This is a genomic window from Pseudoteredinibacter isoporae, from assembly GCF_011602085.1.
GTDB lineage: Bacteria > Pseudomonadota > Gammaproteobacteria > Pseudomonadales > Cellvibrionaceae > Pseudoteredinibacter > Pseudoteredinibacter isoporae.
Genome location: NZ_JAAONY010000002.1, coordinates 409257 through 426560 on the forward strand (window position 1 = coordinate 409257; position 17304 = coordinate 426560).

Below are 17304 nucleotides of genomic sequence, written 5' to 3' on the forward strand. Positions count from 1 at the left end.
AGATCAATTAGCCTGCCCCGGCAGGCTAATCGCCACTCGCAAACCACCACGATAATTATCCAGGCTCATCTGCCCCTGGTGAGCCTCAACAATCTCTCTGCACAACGCCAGACCAATCCCAGAGCCCAATGGTTTGGTGGAATAAAACGGCAACAAAGCCTGTTCCATAACCTCACCGCTCATACCGCCGCCCTGGTCCACAACTTCGATTCGCGTGCCCTGCTGCATTTCTTTAAATCGTATAGCGATATGTTCGGTTTCAGAACCCGATTCGTGGGCATTTTTAAGAAGGTTCAGTAGAGCCTGCTGCAATTGACTGCTGTCCGCTTGCAATTCCCAATCAGGAATACCGTCGGGCAGCCGGAAGCTGAAATGCTCCTGTAACTGCTGAACAAAGTTCAACCAGCTGACCGGTGCCAGTTGGGGCTTGGGCAAACGAGCGAAGCTGGCATAACGCTGAATAAACTCGTGCAGAGAACCAACGCCGGTTTCAATCCGTTGCAACACTTTCATCAAACGCTCACTCTCCCCTCGCTCCAATAACAACTGGCAGGAATGGGCCATCGAGGAAATGGGTGCTAACGAGTTATTGAGTTCATGGCTGATGACACGAATGGTTTTCTTCCAACTGGCCGCCTCCTGGCGGTTTACCTCACGGGTAATGTCTTTGAGTAAATGCAAACGATGGGGCTGGCGATCAATGCTGAATTCACTGCACAGATAGTGAAAGCTGCGCAGGCCGCTCACCATAGCATCGTCTGCTGACGTTTCCCCTTCACGCTGCGCCAGGGCACTTTGGGTTTGAGAGCTCAACAAGAGACTGAAGAAAGTCTCCCTGCCCTGCAGAATCACCCGTGCAAACTCTTCACTGTCTTCACTGCGGTTATCACTGAGCGCCTCAACCAAATGGGCACCATCACGGCGCTCCCCTTTAAACAAGAGCTGGCGTGCGGCGGCATTGGCAAAATAGATATGCCCGCTCCCGCCACAAAGAATCATCGCCACCGGCGATGTTTCAATCATGGTGTCCAGCATCAATTCACGCTGATAAATACTCTGTCGTTGGCGGCGCAGATCGCCAAAGCTGCGATTCATTTGCTGTACCAATGCATCCATTTCCGGCAGTTCCGGGGGCGGCATGGATACGCTGAAATTGGCGTCACTTAAATTCAGAAGTGCAACTTCAAGACTGGACAGGTCTTTGGAAATCCGGCGGGCCCAGCGCATGCACAATAACGATAACATCAAAAAAAGAAGCAAAGACACACCGGCCATTATCCAGCTGTTTCCCTTGCTGAACTCCAGGGCAATCACAGTAAGCAGTGCGGTAATCAGTACGCAGGAAATTAAGCTGAACCACAAACGTTGAGTGAGAGTTTTGGGGCGTAAAACCATATTGTGTTATCTGTCTTGTGGGCAATTCTAATAGCAAACGGTACGGGCAGCGACTTTTCAACGATCCGTAAAGATCATGAATTACCGCCGCCAGCCCGTCACAATTATCTTATTCATTATCGGCTTTTGCCAGGCGGCGATACAGCGCCTGACGGGAGATACCCAACTGGCGAGCCGCCCGGGCAACAACCCCGCCATGGGCATCCAGCGCCGCCTGAATGTCTTCCAGACCTAGCTCAGTCGCACTGATGCTCACCGAGTGTTCATCGGCCAGATCAAAATCGTCAACTTGTAGCTCGTCTTTTGGCTGTAACAACAAAGCCCGCTGCACTTTATTGTGTAATTCACGCACATTACCCGGCCAGGAATACTGCTGCAATGCCGCCTTTGCGGCCGCAGACAGTGCTCGTGTACGCTCAGGCTCTGCCAGCTGAATAAAGTGTTTAACCAGAGGAATAATATCCTCGCTGCGCTCATTCAAGGCTGGAGACTTCAGTTCGATCACATTGAGTCGGTAATATAAATCTTCTCGAAAATCGCCACGGGCTATGGCTGCGGGCAAGTCCTCGTTGGTGGCTGTGATCACACGAACATCCACTTTACGCGTTTGGGAACTGCCGACACGCTCGAACTCCCCGGATTGCAAAACCCGCAACAGTTTCTGTTGCCCTTCCAGGGATAAATTCCCCATCTCATCCAAAAACAGCGTGCCACCGTCGGCGGATTCAAAGCGGCCAATGCGTACTTTATCCGCTCCCGTGTAGGCGCCTTTTTCGGCACCAAACAATTCAGCTTCCATCAGATCAGCGGACAATGCTCCAACATTCACCTTCACGAAGGGTTTTTCCTGTCGGCGGGAATTGGCTTGTACTACTTCAGCAATTTTTTCCTTGCCAGAACCGTTGGGCCCGGTAATCAGAACCGGCACATCGGTGGGCGCCACCTGCACCGCCATGTCCATCAGGCGCTGCATCAATGGGCTTAGAAATACTGCACCGCATAAATTCGCCGAATCGAGCTGTTCACTCACCTGCTCACGGCATTGGGCCTGGGCTTCCTGTTCGGCGTGCAGCTGGGCGTTTTCCTCCCGTAATGAGGACATCTCCAGCAGATTGCGTACCGTTACCAATAGCTTGCTGTCATCCCAGGGCTTACTGATGTAGTCCGCCGCTCCGGCTTTCACCAATTCCACCGCCATGCTCAGATTAGTCCAAGCCGTCATGAGAATAATCGGCAAATCGGGCTGGCGACTGCGTAGCTCATAAAATAATTGCTGGCCTTCGAGCCCCGAGCTGGTGTCCGCCTTGAAATTCATGTCCTGGATCACCAACTGAAAACTCCGTTCCTGCTGTGCCGCCAGGGCTTGCTCGGGACAATCCACAAATACGGTTTGAAAATCGTTCAGTTCGAGCAGGAGGCTGAGGGCTTCACCAATAGCCGGATTGTCATCAACAATCAGTATCACAGGGCTTCCTTATTTAGTTTTTTCAGTTTTGTCTTCAGTCTTGCCATACTGCCCTCTATTCGGTATCACCGCCGTGGTTTGCGGTTCAGGCGGTGCCGAATCAAGGGGATGCTTCCACCCCCTATTAGACGACAATCCTTCTAAAAGTTACACCGTGCGAGTCGCAATCGCCGGAGAAACTCGACTGGCTCTCAATGCGGGCAATAAAGTGGCCATTTGACTGATGAACAATAAACAGCCAGCTGCAATAAATACATACACCAGCTCCAGTCGGCTGAGCTGATAGCTCTGCAGAAGGTATTGGTTCAGCGCGTAGGCCAGGAAACCGCCCAGCAACAGAGCCGTTGCCGTGATGGCAAAGTTCTCGCTCATAAAGTAGCCAAGGATATCCCGCTTGCTGGCGCCCAAAGCACGTCGTGTACCAATCTGCTTTTTACGATTGGCCACCGTAAAGCTCACCAAGCCCGCAACACCCAAGGCCGTTACCACCAACAGCAACGCAACCACGCCCAACAGCAAGACAACCATAGCCTTGTCACGGCGATAGGTGCGCTCCGCCACTTCATCCAAAGTGCGAATCACACTGACAACACGCTGATCATTCAAGCCCACCATAGTGGCTTCCAACTCCGCTTTCACCTGTTCAATGCGATCCGTTTCAATTCGAATCGACAGATAGCCACTTGTCTGGGGTTCAGCCGCCAGAATAGTGTGATCAGGGTTTGAACCGCCAGTGCCCGGGCGCAACATACGCTCGTAGACACCAACAACGGTTAATGGGCGGCCCCCCAGGTACAACTGCTTACCCACCGCGCTCTCTTCCGGAAAGTACAGCTTGGCCAGCACATCACTCAACAGCATGGTACGGCTGGCGGTTGATGAAATACTCTCCGAGTCAATGGCGTCACTCTCGTTTAACCAACGACCGGCAAGCAGCTTCAAGCCCATGGTTTCATGAAAACTCACATCAGAGCGGTAGTAAGAAGGACTGTGCGGACAGTTCTCTTCGCCGCCGTCATTCATTTCCTGCTCGAAACACAAACTGCTGGTGTTGTTCGAGCCACCCAGAGGGATCGAGTTTGAATAACTCACACTTTTAACACCGGGAATGTCCATCAGAGTTTTGCGATCAATGTCCGCCTGAGCTTTCTGATCAACCGTCGCACCAAAATAAAAGACGCGGGCCGTTAACAACTCTTCGTTCACCACACCGGTATCACGATTCATTTTATCAATGCGCTGCTTCACCATGTAAAAGGTATTGCTGGCAATCGCCAGGGTTAACGCAATTTGCAATGCAATCAGTACCGCCCCGGTAGGATTGCGCAAGGTACTTCTAAAAATAGGTCCTAGTGCCATGATGAACTCCTATTGGGCTTTCAAGAACAGTGATGGGTTGCTGTTGCATACGCGCAGTGCGGGCAAAATGCCCGTCAGTAAAGACGCGAACAATGACAGGGCCAAGGCACCCGCAAACAGGGTTGGGTCCAGGCGAGCAATATCGGTTTCATACAGTTCACGAACCGCCCATAAGCCAAACGCCGCCAGCACCAGGCCAAGCAAACCGCCCAATAAGCCCAGCATGCCCACTTCAACCAGATACTGGGAAAAAATCTGACGCTTACTCGCACCCAGAGCGCGACGAATACCCGCTTCGTTCATCTTGCGAAGGAACTTCGCCAACAGCAGACCTACCGCGTTCACCAGACAAACCAGCAGGAACAACAAGCTCAAACCCACCATCACTTTGTTGTCCTCGTTAATGACCTCGTTGTATTCCAACCAGGTCGCAACATCCTTGATATCACCTCGGGGATTCGGGTTCTGAAAACGTCCAAGGCTGTGCTGCTCTTCGGAATAGGCTTTCAAAAAGTTGCGGTATTGTTCGCGTTGCTCTTCATTGTCCAGTTTTACCCAAAAAACCTGCCACACGTACTCGCTTTTTCTCAGGTCTTCGTGAGTGTTAATTTCTTCCGGAAACCAACCGCTGATATTGCCCATCGGAAATTGATCCAAAGTGTCTACCATGGAATATGGCAGAAAAACACCCGGGCCATCGCTCGGGAAATTACTGGTCGACAAATCATAGTAAGCGGGCTGAGGGTTAAAATCCTCGTATACGCCCACAACGGTAAACAGCATTTCACCATCGATCATCACGAAGGTTTTACCAACGCTATCAGCCTCACCAAAAATCCACTCACTCAGGCTTTTGGAAATAACCGCATGCTTCTCGCCCTCTTTGTCAACCTGGGTGCTCCAGGGTTCGCCATAGAGAAACGTCACATCAAACATATTGAAGAAATCCCTGTCTACGAAACGGCCGGCGTAATCGTTCGTCGGAGCCACGCCTTCACGCTGACTTGTTACTACCGTCATGAATTGGTGCATGCCCGAGCGAGGAAACGACAGCTCAGCTTCGCGAAGGTTCTTCACATCCTGATGGGTCAACTGAATCGGCAAACCATCGGGGCGACCGCCCCACTCTTCCATATCATTGCCGTACGCGGCTAATTGAACCGCGAACAAACTCTCTGAACGGTCTTCAGCAGGATTGTGCGCCATGGCCTTGTAATAACTGATCATGGTCATTGAAGCACCAATGCCAAGGGCAATCGCCATAACAATCAACAAACTGAGAACCGGAGTCTGCAGAATGTGTCGCCAGGCTAACTTACTGTAATAAACAAGCATCACCTTCTCTCCTATACCGCCTGGGCAAACATTTGCTGGTCGCTCACCTGACCATCAATAATCTGAATGTTGCGCTGGGAACGACGGGCCAGATCCGGATCGTGGGTTACCATCACAATGGTTGTGCCTTCGGAGTTAATTTCTTCCAGCAACTCCATCACCTGGCGAGCCATCAAGGAATCCAGATTACCGGTTGGCTCATCCGCCAGCAGGAAACGAGGCTCACCGGCTAAGGCACGGGCGATGGCAACACGCTGCTGCTGACCACCGGACAACTGTGAGGGTAAATGTTTGGCGCGAGCCGCCAGGCCAACACGCTCCAGGGCGTGATTAATACGATCTTTGCGTTCAGCAGACGAAAAACCGCGATAGCGCAATGGCACATCAACGTTATCAAACAAATCCAGATCCGGGATCAGATTGAAGCTTTGGAAAATAAAGCCGATTTTCTGGTTACGCAGTTGCGAACGCTGGCGATCGTTCAAGCTCGCAACGTCTTCACCATCCAGGAAATACTCACCGCTGTTGAAGGTTTCCAACAAACCGGCAATATTCAGAAAGGTGGTTTTACCCGAACCGGATGGGCCGGTTACGGTAACAAATTCCCCCTCGGCCACACTCAAATCAAATTCTCTCAAAGCGTGGGTTTCGATCAGGTCAGTACTGAAAACTTTTGAAATTTTGTTCATTCTTAACATGTTTATTCCCTTTTATTCTTTACGTGTCGATGTATAAATTGGTAATACAGTTGTCACTGTTTAAGTAGAGTTAATCGTTGATATAAACCGTTTCGTGATCCAGGAAGTCTTCCACCGCAGAACTGATGATGCGATCCCCTTCCTTCAAGCCGGAAAGAACTTCCACCTGATCAATGCTGCGCGCACCGAAGCGAACGGGTACTTTGGTTGCCAGGCCGTCTTCCACTTTAAACACGGCATTGGTCGCTTCAAGATAAGCGCCCCGAGGCAGAAACAAGGTGTTTTCCTTGCGAGCCAAACTGATGCGGGCACTCAGGTGCTGGTTCTGGCGAAGGCCCTGAGAGTTTGTTTCCAGAAAAACCACTCGTGCTTTCACATGATTGTTCTGCACTTCAGGAGATACCGAACGTAATTCCCCTTGGTAAGCCTTGCCAGCAACGGTAATTTCTACAGGCATTTGCGGGGCCAGGTCATCGGCAAAGGTTTGCGGAATATCCAGTTCGCCTTCATAGGCACTCAGGTCAACTACCGTCAGCAAAGCCTGGTGTTCAGATACCTGGCTGTCCTGTTGGACCAACCAGTTCCCGATCATGCCCGCGACCGGCGAGCGCAGAGTGAGTTGCTCTTGCTTGCGGCGCAGTTCATCCACAACGAGCTGCTGTTTGGCGACAGAAATTTTGCTGGCCTTCAGCTCGAAATCGATCATGTCGGAATTGATTTTGGCCTCGCGCTCGGCGTTTTTCAGATCCAGTTCGGCTTTGTGCAAGTCGTCCTGGGCTTTGGCGTAATCAAATTCGGAAACCACTTTGATGTTGAAAGAAGCCTCAGCGCGTTTCAGCTCGCGCTTGGCAGCACGGTGGTTTACGCGACTGACATCCAGCGCTTTGTGCAGGGCCAGTTTGCGCTGTTGCACTTCGAGGCTCATACGTTGCAAGTCGAGCTGGGCACTCTCCAGGCGATTTTCTTCCTGCTTCAGCTGATTATCCAGACTCGGACTGCTGATGCTGGCGACCACTTCGCCTTCGTTGACCTTGTCGCCCGGCTTTTTCAACAGTTGAGCACGGCCAGTCGCCGCGCTGTACAGTGCTGGAGAATGGCTGGCCACTACTCGACCTGTCGCATTGACCGCACGCTCAAACAGGCCTTTGCGGGCTTCAGCGAAACGCAGATTGCTGACAGACAGAGAGGCCTCTGCTTGCCAAGGCGCCCAAACCCAAAGTCCAGCCATAACGGCTGTGGCCACCGATGCCAGCCCTACTTTGCTGGCCCATTTTTTCTTGGGCTTAATCACTCGATCCTGCCCGGAAGTATCTCGAATCATGCAACAACCTATCAATGTGTAATTGTTCTAATAGGTCTGCTTATAACAAGTACCGTGCCAAAATTGTAACTTATTGTTTTTATTGATTATTTCAAACAGATATCGCAAAACTGTCCGCCGAACACTGTCCGTTCACTGTCCGGCAATACAGAGAAAGTGTCCGCGGACACCTGGGGAGGTTGGGTGCTCAGGAACGGCTTAGAAACAATACATCCTTATCGATGATGGTCAGCTTCCAGCCGTAATGCCTGGCGATAAATTCAAAGCTTTTGAGATGGTAAAAACGAATATGAGTGGGGTCGTTTTTATAATGCCAACTGGCGAAGTGTTCGGGTTCGGTACGGCGCTTGGTCATGATGGCTAAAGTACCGGAGGCCGCAAGCAAGCGATCCAGTAAGTCCAGCACCAGGCGCGGGTGCCGCACATGCTCGATCACCTCGGTCATGGTGATAAAGTCGTACTGGGCTTTTAACAACTCCGGCTTGTGCGCATAGAAAGGATCGTAATCCGCAAGCACATAGCCCCGCTCTTCCGCCATGCGGGACAAAGTCGGCCCGGGACCACACCCAAAATCCAGACCAACAATATCCTCAGGGGCTTTTACACCTTGGGTCTCAAGCTGTTTGAGCAAGGGCTCAAGGCATCGGTTTAAAAAACGCCGATAGCCAGAATCATCCGGTTGATTCTGATGTTTGTCGTATTCCGCTTTTTCCAAAGCCGGGCTGAGGATTTCATTTTCCGGTACAAAGATCAGCTCACAACCTTCACAACGTAAATACTGGCGGCGTTTATCTTTGTGAAAATCTTCAACTTGATCTTGGTTACATAGAGGGCACTGCACGTCAACTCCCTACCACAGGATTTACTTCGGTTGTTATTATTCTGTACACAGACATGTCAATCCCGTGGCAAACAACACTCTCGATAAGCCTTGCCACTGCCGCATACACAGATTTCCTTTTCTCGCTTTTTGATATCCGCAACAATTGCCGCTCGATCTTGCTGATAAATATCTTCCAGGGCCTGATAAAGCTTCGGGTGTTTTTTAGCCATCATTTGCGGGCGCTCGAAAAAGTATTCCGAGGCAACACAGAAAAATTCCAGTTTGTTACTGGCGCCGTAAGGGTCGATATTCGTTCGCCCCTTTTCAATGGCTTTCATTTTCTTTTCGGCCAGTTCAAACCAGGGAATGGCAAATCGATAGGCTTGCAAACGCTCCGGGAAACCGTCCATATCCCCATCGGCCATATCGATCAGGTGAACAAACTCGTGTATACCGACATTGCGTTTATCATTCGGGTTTCGAAACCCCTGGTACAAGGCCGGTCGACTCAACGCCATCTTGCCCGCCATGGGGCCGGTACCCACCATACCGGTATACAGGGAATCTTTCTGGCCGCATTGAAAATCATCATTAAACGCCGCCGGCAATAAATAAACCGTGCTTAAATTGAAGTAATGCCATTTTGGAAACGACCATACGGGGATGATCGCGCTGGCGGCCACCAGTAAACGATCTTCAAAACTGGCAGGCTCTGCCCCGTTGAATACTTCGGTAGTGTGCATAAACAGCAAGGCACGCTGTTCAAACAGCAAGCGGTCTTCCGTTGTCAACTGGCGATAAAACTCCACATGCTCTTCGAGAAACCCCTTCCATTCCGCCTGCCACTGGATATGGGGCTTCGGGGATTTGAGCTTAAGGAAGCGCAATACTGCGTCTTTAAAAGTTTGCCAGAGAGATCCCAACACGGTTCTTCCGCTCGAATAAAAGGCCGCAGTGTAACCCAGCTCAACAGAGGACAAAAGCCTGAGCGCCGGTGTTTAAAGGAATTGAAATAAAGACGATAAGAAAGGGGTTCGGAACCCGGACAATAGGTTGCCCGAGCCCCTGTCTGCCCTACAGCAGAAAGCTATTCCGCTTCAGCCTGGGCAACCGCCTGATGAATTTGCTCAATCAGTTCCGGTTCCAGCTGCAAGCGCGCGGCCAGCATGTTCATATAGGCCTGTTCGGCGGCGGTATCCACATCAATGGCCATCAACGAAGCCAGATACAATTCCACCGCTTGTTCTTTATTGGATGCGGAAGCCACCAGGCTGTCGATGTCCAGTGGTTTGTTTAACTGATCCAACACAAACGCCTTCGCTTCGGTATCAAGGCCTAATTCATCCACTTTGGCAAAAATCGCCTGATGCTCTGCCCCGTCGATCTGCCCATCGGCCTTGGCGGCCGCAATCATGGCACTGATTAACATCGCGGAAAAATCCTGTTGCCCCTGGCTCTGATCGGGCAAGGCAAACGGAGAATTCTGGGGCAAGGCCGGAATCTCTTCCTGAGTATTGACGTTTTGTGGGGCGGCTTGAGGCGCAGCCTGAGGATTAGCTCCAGCAGGAGCCTGCTTTTGGGTCTGCCAGTTGTTGTACGCTTTGTAAGCCAAACCAGCAACCAAAGCCATACCACCGTATTTGGCGGCTTTTTTCGCCATTTTGCGGCCTTTCTTCGATCCCAGTAAGTACCCTGCCAGACCACCGGCAACAGCGCCACTGGCTAAACCACCGCTGTTTTTACCGAGGTATTCTTTTCCCTGTTGCAGCAAATCGCCCTTGGACGATGAACCCTGCCTGCCATTTGCACCCTGGCCACCACCGGCACCCAAGAGTTCATTCATTATTTTTGCGGCGTCAAACATAAGCGCTCCCAGCGAATTTAAAGTCCCCGGAAATATAGCATCGCCCGGAAGCCGAACTCAAGTGAGCCGCCGGGCGATTAAAAGACGTCGTAAAGAATCATCTAGAACTGGTAGCGCAACTTAACCCAGCTTTGACGGCCAGGCTCATTGACACGCACAGCGTCGGGATTAAAGGGGTCTGAGTTGGCGCTGTTCACATGGTAGGCATAAGCCTTGTCCGCCAGATTTTCGATCCCTGCTTCCAGCAACAGAGATTCCGTGATATACCAATGTCCATACAAATGCACAACGCCAAAACCGGCACTGGCTTCGTTCACATCCACATCCGGATCAAAGTGATTTTGTCGAGAAGATACGATCCATTCTGCACCTAAAGCCCAGTCACCGGATTGGTAATCCATATTGATGCGCGCTTCCAAGGGTGCAATCTGAGCAAGATCGCCGTTATCCCCTTTACCGCGTGTGTAAGACACTCCGGCACGGGCACTGAAGGCTTCGCTCATTTGCCAACGAACATCCATTTCCGTCCCGAACAATTCGGCATCAATATTACGATAGAGGCTGTTACCGCCCTGCTTATACTGCTCGATATAATCATCCACATCGTTGTAAAACGCCGTTGCGCTCCACTCGAACTGGCCACGATTCTGTTGCAAACTGATATCCAATTGCTGATGAACTTCGGCATCGATGTCCGGATTTCCGACCCACAGGCGCCCCATGGCCGCTCGCGCAATCCATTGTTCAGACACATCGGGGCGACGCACGGAACGACTGAGATTGGCGTTAAAGCTGCGGCCATTATCCAAACTCACATCCCAGCCAAGCACGGCGCTAATCGCCGTGTCGTTCTTGCTTCGGCTGTTCGCATTGTAGAACTGCTCGTATAAACGGCTTGGTGTGGCCGCCCCCATCATTCCAGTGCTGACAGTGGCGGTATTGGCGCTGCTTTCATAATCGTCAACGCGCAAACCCAAACGCAAGCTGCTGCGCTCGGTCCATTGATAATCCAATTCACTGAACAGGCCCCATTGACGCTGCTCCACATCGGGCCACATGCGCGCAACCAGCATATCCAAGCTGCCATCCTTTCCACGATCCATAAACAGCGTCGCACGACGATCATTGGCTTGATGATCAAAACCAATGCGCCATTCACTGTTCTGACCTTCGATTGTTGCCAGGAAGCGGCCACCCCAAGTATCTGAAGACGATGGTGCTGCCATACCATTAGGCATACCGTTGCGATTACGCACAGTATAATTGTCCATGAGGTGCTCAACGTCGCTGCGATAAACATTCGCCTCGACGCGATCAATAAATGCCAGCGCCGCATCGTGCGTCCACTTCAAAGATGTGCTTCGGGAATCGGCATATACGGCATCCATGCCGTTGCCGGCGTACCAGACATCACCTTCGCGGCTGTCTTCGTGGCTCAGTTCCAGAGTATCGTTCACTCCGATATCCCAAGCCGTCACCAAGCCCCAGCTGTCTGAATCAAACGCTGAAGCCACTTCCTGACCGTTGCCATCTTCATAGTTTTCAGAGCGCTTGCGTGCCGCGAAAACACGAATGTAGCCCTGTTCTCCACCTGCGGCCACATCAAGGCCTTGATGACTTAATTCCGAGTTTGAGGTGTAGCCCGCTTTAACATGCCCTTGCACATTGTCGTCCAGAAATTCCGGGCGCAGGTGTTTAAACAATAAGGTGCCACCGCTTCCCCCACTGCCGTGGACAACCGTACGATGGCCTTTGATAACTTGCACCGAATCGAAACTGTCGACCCCGACATAGGTACTCGGTGGATCCATCCTTCCAGGACAGGCGCCGTAGTTAAAGGCGCCATTGCTGATGATATTCAGGTTCGCCTGGCTCTGCCCGCGAATAATCGGGTCAAAACCTCGCCCACCACGGCGCAACGCGGTCATGCCGGTCACTGACCGCAGCAATTCACCCGCATCGTGCGTTGGCCGAGTGACGGGCGCTTCGCTGAACACCGTTTGTGCTTCGGCGTCACTGGGCTTTTCCGCTGTGACCTCGATCAATTCAATGGCCTTATCATGATTGTGCTTCGCTGGAGCTGCCCAAGTCGACGCCGACGCAACAGCGATAGCCATCGCCAAACAATGGGGAACAAATGAGGTGCTTACCGAAGTGTTGTTGGCGCTGTTCGCGCCCAAATGAAATATAGACACGGTTTTCCTTCCTGGGGTATCGCTACTGACAGGCCGCCGTTGGCCTTGCGGATAACACCATTATAAAAACCCTACTCTGCAAATGGGATGTGTCAAATTGTCGCGCTTGCTCCGTGGGCGGTGCTTTTGACGTAAATTGTGTTTCAAAAGCACCTGTTTCACACAGCTGCCTCAAAGCAGACTTTCTGGCACCACAATGCACTTCCCCGCCAGGTACTGACCCAGCGCTTTTGCGAGGCCGTCCAAACGTCCGGAGGAATCCGCACCGTTTTTTAAGTAGCGATGCAAACAAAAGTTCAGCGCTCTTACACCAGTAAACTCATGGCGTTCAATATTCAGGCCCTGAGTATCTGGCAGAAGTTCCTGCAAACGGGAAACCGTTAAGTACTCTTTCAAATACTCAAACGCTTTGTCGTCCCTGGCCCAAACGCCCACATTCGCCAGACCGCCTTTATCACCGGAACGGGTTCCGAATACTTCACCCAATTCCACTTCCAACAACTTCACTTTATTCAATGGCTCCGCTGGCGAAGTAAGAGCAGCTTGCTCGGCATCAGACTCTTTAAGGGATGTTCTTTTTTCAGACTCAACCTGCTTGTGTACGATAGGTTTTACCTCGATACATTCACCGTTAACATACACATGTTCAGTAATGTATTTGCTACTGACCAGGGCTGGCCAATGCACCATATAGCTCAACACATTGCTGCTTAAACCGTGGGACAAACTCGGAACATAGCCCGGAATGCTGGCCAGGACCAATTCAAACTCTTTGGCCTTAAAATTTAACTCCAGGGTTTCCCGATCTTTCGCATAAGCAACCAGACGCAAATAACTGAAACTTTCTTCCTGAGATTGAGCATCTCGATAAGGTGCTTGAATCAGCTCACGAGATATGGAATCAAATTGCTCTTCACCGCCCGCAAAATGTAGCCACTGACGATAAACATAATCGGCTTTTAATTCCGCTTTGGCACCTGCCAGGGGCACCGTCATCATGGTTTTGTAGCCTCCAAATGTATTGATGCACACTTTATGGCTGGAACTTGGGGCTGAGCCTTTGACCTGACTGACCTTCACCCGATCGTTCGAAAGCTGTTCGAGCACAATGCTGTCGAAATGGGAAACTACGTCCGGGTTAAAATACTCAGTAGTTTGGGATTCATACAGAATCTGCTCGGTTACGGTACCGACCGATACCAAGCCATCGGTACCTTCGTGCTTATAAATTTCACTGCTGCCATCGGCAAACAATTCCGCGATGGGAAAACCAATATGCAGGTCTCTCTCCATTTCATCAAAAAAGGAATAATTTCCACCGCAGGCCTGGGGACCACACTCAATGATATGGCCAGCAACAATAGCACCGGCCAGTGCATCATAGTCATCGCGTTGCCATTGGAATTTCCACGCGCCCAGGCCCAGAACCAAAGCTGCATCGGTTGTTCGAGGTGCAATCACCACATCGGCGCCGGCATCCAATGCGGTTTTGATGCCCCAGCCACCGAGATAGGCATTGGCGGTTTTAATTTCGCGATCGCAGCTGGCCAAAGCGTCACCGGTTTCCATATTGCTCAGGGCTTCCCCTTGAGCTTGAAGCTCAGACAATCGCGGCAGCAAGTTGTCACCATCAATCCAGGCAACCTTGGGCTGCAGGCCAAGATTATTCGCCATTTTTTCCAAGGCACTTGCCAAACCAGCCGGATTAATGCCCCCCGCATTCACCACAATCTTTATCTTTTTCTCTAAACACTCCGCCAACACCTGTTGGGCCTGAAACAAAAAGTTGGCCGCGTAACCCGAGTCTTCTGGCGAATCGGACAGTTCTTGAAAGGATTTAAGCCCACCCATAGTGATTTCAGCCAGATAATCCCCTGTCAGCGCGTCAATCGGACCACCGTTTACCATTTCCTGTGCCGCACTGAAGCGATCGCCCATAAATCCACTACAGTTTGCGATGCGAATGCTGTCTTTTTTCATATGTCACCTGATCGTCTGCTTTTTTGCCACAGGCTATCCCTCCCGCGATCACTTCCAGAGGTTATTTTTTGCCAAACGCAGGTCATTTATTGACAGGCGATTCCGGAAGCTCTAGCGTAAAAGCCATGTTGCAAGCACCCCCAAGTTTTCAAATCCCGATTCGCATACTGAGTTCTTCAGCACAAGCGGCTGGCCTGCAGGAATCCGAATTACACTCCGTGCTCGGAGGCAGCGGCTTAGAGCCCATCGACTTGTACCCCGGCAATCAGGAAAGCATTCCCGGTGAGGTCTTTTTTGAAATCATGGAACGCATACGCGGCTTGCGTGAAAGCCCAACAATAAATCTCGACATTGGTGCCAACACTCAGCTCTCCGTCATGTGGCCATTAAATGAGTATTTTCTGAATGCACCGGATTTGTATTCCGCAATGTCGGCCCCACCGGAATATCAACCATTGCGCGTGCCCTTTCTTCGCAGCAAACTGAGCCTTGAAGCCGATTATTTGAAAATCGAATTACTGGTGTTTGTTGATGTGAGTGAAGATCGGTTGCAAGGTTTATCGGAAGTGTATTTTCAGATTATTCAAACCCTGGCCCACAGTTATATTGGTGAAGAAATTCCCGATTGCTATTTTGAGTTCCGCCATAAAGCGCCGGACTATCAAGATGCTTATCAAGACTATTTTCATGGCCATTGCTATTTTGGAAAAAACCAAAACTGTTATTACATTCCCATTGACTACGCGCGCAAGGCTAACCCGAAGGCCAACGCGGATGCCTATCAACTCGCTCAGACCATTTGCCAACAGCAACTGAAACAAGTGCCTAATCATTCCCTGACCATGGCTGATCGAGTTTGTCGTACCTTAATGTCACAACCTCTTGGAAAAATGCATGAGGATGCGGTTGCCCGCGCCCTGTTTGTCTCCAAGCGTACACTCGCTCGACGCCTGGAGGGCGAAGGCAAAAAGTTTCGTCAGGTGCGAGAAGAACTGCTGTCCGAGTTGGCCTCTCGGCAATTACGAGAAAGCCAGGCCAGCGTGGAATCCATTGCCGTTTTGCTGGGCTATTCCGATGTTGCCAATTTTCGCCGGGCCTTTAAACGCTGGTTTTCCAAAAGTCCCAGTGAGTACCGCCAATCATTCCAGAACAGCGGCTCAGGGAACAGCCATTCATAGTGACAGATAGCTGGCAAAAAATAACCTATTGCCCGAAATGTGCTTGTGCCAGAATGCCGCCATTCCAACGCGGGTGACATTCCGATGACAACAGAAATACAAAAGCCGAGCAACACCACTGTGGATGAAACCGAACTTCATCAATACAGTGAACAACAACTAATGGCGCTCTACCTTCGCCTTGAGGCTCCCCAACTGAATGAAATGGAAGGTGAATTCGCCGGAGAATGGCTTGACCGGGAAGCGCCTTTTTTCAGTAAGCTGATGTGGAAACTCTCCGCCTATAACAACTGGAGCAATGGCATCTGGCAAGGTAAGTCCTTTCAATTACTTTCCCAGAACCACGGCTGGGGTTTCAACACCTTGAAAAAGTTTGGTGGCCTTGTTCGACGCTGGCCCATGCACATTCACATTGCACCGTCGAGATACGATGGAAAAAACAGCTTCAGCCTGCGCTACGGACACTACTATTCCCTTTGCGGCCTGCTGGATGTACAAGATGAATTTCGCCGCCTCGACGATAACTGTTTGTTGGGCCTGGCACACTACCGACCAATTCTGGGCTTTTCGATTCGACCCATGTGGTTTTTAATGAAAGGCCCCGTTGGGCAATTCGATGCTTCAGGGCATTTATTAAAGTGAGTGACTTATGATTACCGTACACCATCTGGAGAACTCCCAATCCATTCGCATACTGTGGCTGCTTGAAGAACTCGATGCGGAGTATCATATCGAGCACTACAATCGCGTTGGGCCGCAAACTCTGGCCCCCGAAGAATATCGAAAGCTGCATACCATTGGTACCTCGCCCACGATCAGTGATGGCGATCTGGTGCTGCCTGAAACTGGTGCGATTATGGATTATATTCTGGACAAGCACCCGGGCAGCACCCTGCGCCCGGCACCCGGTCACCCCCAACGCGAGCGCTATCTATATTGGCTGCATGCCACTCAGGCCAGCTATATGCCCCTGCTGTTAGAAGCACTGATTTTCAAACGTATGATTTCCAAGGTGCCGTTTTTTATCCGCCCCATTATTTCACTGGTGGTCAATAAAGTTCGCGATGGTTATTTGTGGCAACGTTACGGCCGCCACATGGAATTTATGGAAGCCGAACTCAGCCGCTCCACCTGGTTATCCGGTGAACAGCTCACGGCGGCGGATATTGTGATGGGCTATTGTTTACAGGTTGCCGAGGTCCGTACGGGTATCGATCCAAAATACGCCCACATCCACGGTTTTTTAAAGCGTATGCGTGAGCGCCCGGCTTACCAGCGAGCGCTTGAGAAGAATGGCCCGTTTAACCCGCTGGCGGAATAAGGTCACCCGGCGCCGGTTATGATATGGCGCCTTCTTCCCTCTACTCTATTCTTGTCCCCCTCTTCCTTGTCATGGTTATCCCCCCCTCCCAAAACCATGTATTTCTGCTGGTTTATCCCGCGCTCTACAACTCAACCAGCAACAGATTCAACTGGTCGCAGCCTGATTGCATTCCGAAGGATATCCCCTGAGAATTGATCGGATATCAATTTACCCCTGTCCCATGAGCTGCCCGCTCGGAAGACCCGTAAATTGGAGCCATCATGGCCCGAAATATGAAATAATATGGCCGACAGAGCCACAGCACGCACAGCGACGTGTCAGATTATAAAGCGCCTACTCTCATTCGATGAGTACCGCGACCACACCT

Annotated in this window: 14 protein-coding genes; 3 read left to right on the forward strand and 11 right to left on the reverse strand. The window is 51.1% G+C overall.

Features of this window, described 5'->3' with window-relative positions; genetic code table 11:
• Positions 1 to 3: 3 nt before the first annotated feature.
• The 11 genes from G8768_RS10385 to G8768_RS10435 all read right to left on the reverse strand — a co-directional run bounded on the left by G8768_RS10385 (position 4) and on the right by G8768_RS10435 (position 14435).
• Positions 4 to 1395 carry a sensor histidine kinase gene (locus G8768_RS10385; RefSeq protein WP_166844827.1) on the reverse strand — a complete coding sequence of 464 codons (1392 nt, stop codon included), beginning with the start codon at positions 1393 to 1395 and terminating at the stop codon, positions 4 to 6.
• A gap of 109 nt (positions 1396 to 1504) precedes the next feature.
• Positions 1505 to 2860, reverse strand: a complete 1356-nt coding sequence (locus tag G8768_RS10390; RefSeq protein WP_166844829.1) for a sigma 54-interacting transcriptional regulator — start codon at positions 2858 to 2860, stop codon at positions 1505 to 1507.
• Positions 2861 to 3007: 147 nt separating this feature from the next.
• The gene (locus G8768_RS10395; protein WP_166844831.1) at positions 3008 to 4219 is read right to left on the reverse strand and encodes an ABC transporter permease; all 1212 of its coding nucleotides are present in this window, start codon (positions 4217 to 4219) and stop codon (positions 3008 to 3010) included.
• 9 nt (positions 4220 to 4228) lie between these two features.
• A complete protein-coding gene (locus tag G8768_RS10400) occupies positions 4229 to 5554 on the reverse strand; it encodes an ABC transporter permease (protein ID WP_166844833.1) in 1326 nt (441 codons plus the stop codon).
• Positions 5555 to 5565: 11 nt separating this feature from the next.
• Positions 5566 to 6252 (reverse strand): ABC transporter ATP-binding protein, encoded by a 687-nt coding sequence (locus tag G8768_RS10405; RefSeq protein ID WP_166844835.1) that lies wholly within the window; start codon positions 6250 to 6252, stop codon positions 5566 to 5568.
• Positions 6253 to 6322: 70 nt separating this feature from the next.
• Complete coding sequence (locus tag G8768_RS10410) at positions 6323 to 7573, reverse strand: efflux RND transporter periplasmic adaptor subunit (RefSeq protein ID WP_166844837.1); 1251 nt, start codon at positions 7571 to 7573, stop codon at positions 6323 to 6325.
• A gap of 187 nt (positions 7574 to 7760) precedes the next feature.
• Complete coding sequence (locus G8768_RS10415) at positions 7761 to 8414, reverse strand: methyltransferase domain-containing protein (protein WP_166844839.1); 654 nt, start codon at positions 8412 to 8414, stop codon at positions 7761 to 7763.
• Positions 8415 to 8470: 56 nt separating this feature from the next.
• Positions 8471 to 9322: a M90 family metallopeptidase gene (locus G8768_RS10420; RefSeq protein ID WP_341800998.1), complete on the reverse strand. Its 852-nt coding sequence runs from the start codon at positions 9320 to 9322 to the stop codon at positions 8471 to 8473.
• Between the two features lie 161 nt (positions 9323 to 9483).
• On the reverse strand, positions 9484 to 10260 hold the full coding sequence (locus G8768_RS10425; protein WP_166844841.1) for a tellurite resistance TerB family protein: 777 nt from the start codon (positions 10258 to 10260) through the stop codon (positions 9484 to 9486).
• A 101-nt stretch (positions 10261 to 10361) separates the two neighbouring features.
• Positions 10362 to 12455 carry a TonB-dependent copper receptor gene (locus G8768_RS10430; protein ID WP_166844843.1) on the reverse strand — a complete coding sequence of 698 codons (2094 nt, stop codon included), beginning with the start codon at positions 12453 to 12455 and terminating at the stop codon, positions 10362 to 10364.
• Positions 12456 to 12626: 171 nt separating this feature from the next.
• On the reverse strand, positions 12627 to 14435 hold the full coding sequence (locus tag G8768_RS10435) for an acyclic terpene utilization AtuA family protein (protein WP_166844845.1): 1809 nt from the start codon (positions 14433 to 14435) through the stop codon (positions 12627 to 12629).
• Positions 14436 to 14560: 125 nt separating this feature from the next.
• Between G8768_RS10435 and G8768_RS10440 the strand changes: the two genes are divergently transcribed.
• The 3 genes from G8768_RS10440 (at position 14561) to G8768_RS10450 (ending at position 16934) form a co-directional block, all read left to right on the forward strand.
• Positions 14561 to 15613 carry a helix-turn-helix domain-containing protein gene (locus G8768_RS10440; RefSeq protein WP_166844847.1) on the forward strand — a complete coding sequence of 351 codons (1053 nt, stop codon included), beginning with the start codon at positions 14561 to 14563 and terminating at the stop codon, positions 15611 to 15613.
• Between the two features lie 84 nt (positions 15614 to 15697).
• Positions 15698 to 16255 (forward strand): hypothetical protein, encoded by a 558-nt coding sequence (locus tag G8768_RS10445; protein WP_166844850.1) that lies wholly within the window; start codon positions 15698 to 15700, stop codon positions 16253 to 16255.
• Positions 16256 to 16262: 7 nt separating this feature from the next.
• Complete coding sequence (locus G8768_RS10450) at positions 16263 to 16934, forward strand: glutathione S-transferase family protein (RefSeq protein ID WP_166844852.1); 672 nt, start codon at positions 16263 to 16265, stop codon at positions 16932 to 16934.
• The last annotated feature ends 370 nt before the right edge of the window (positions 16935 to 17304 follow it).

Coding starts and splice junctions, on each gene's coding strand:
- G8768_RS10385 (WP_166844827.1), bottom strand. CDS start 1,395: ATGGTTTTACGCCCCAAAACTCTCACTCAACGTTTGTGGTTCAGCTTA.
- G8768_RS10395 (WP_166844831.1), bottom strand. CDS start 4,219: ATGGCACTAGGACCTATTTTTAGAAGTACCTTGCGCAATCCTACCGGG.
- G8768_RS10400 (WP_166844833.1), bottom strand. CDS start 5,554: ATGCTTGTTTATTACAGTAAGTTAGCCTGGCGACACATTCTGCAGACT.
- G8768_RS10405 (WP_166844835.1), bottom strand. CDS start 6,252: ATGTTAAGAATGAACAAAATTTCAAAAGTTTTCAGTACTGACCTGATC.
- G8768_RS10410 (WP_166844837.1), bottom strand. CDS start 7,573: ATGATTCGAGATACTTCCGGGCAGGATCGAGTGATTAAGCCCAAGAAA.
- G8768_RS10425 (WP_166844841.1), bottom strand. CDS start 10,260: ATGTTTGACGCCGCAAAAATAATGAATGAACTCTTGGGTGCCGGTGGT.
- G8768_RS10435 (WP_166844845.1), bottom strand. CDS start 14,435: ATGAAAAAAGACAGCATTCGCATCGCAAACTGTAGTGGATTTATGGGC.
- G8768_RS10440 (WP_166844847.1), top strand. CDS start 14,561: ATGTTGCAAGCACCCCCAAGTTTTCAAATCCCGATTCGCATACTGAGT.
- G8768_RS10445 (WP_166844850.1), top strand. CDS start 15,698: ATGACAACAGAAATACAAAAGCCGAGCAACACCACTGTGGATGAAACC.
- G8768_RS10450 (WP_166844852.1), top strand. CDS start 16,263: ATGATTACCGTACACCATCTGGAGAACTCCCAATCCATTCGCATACTG.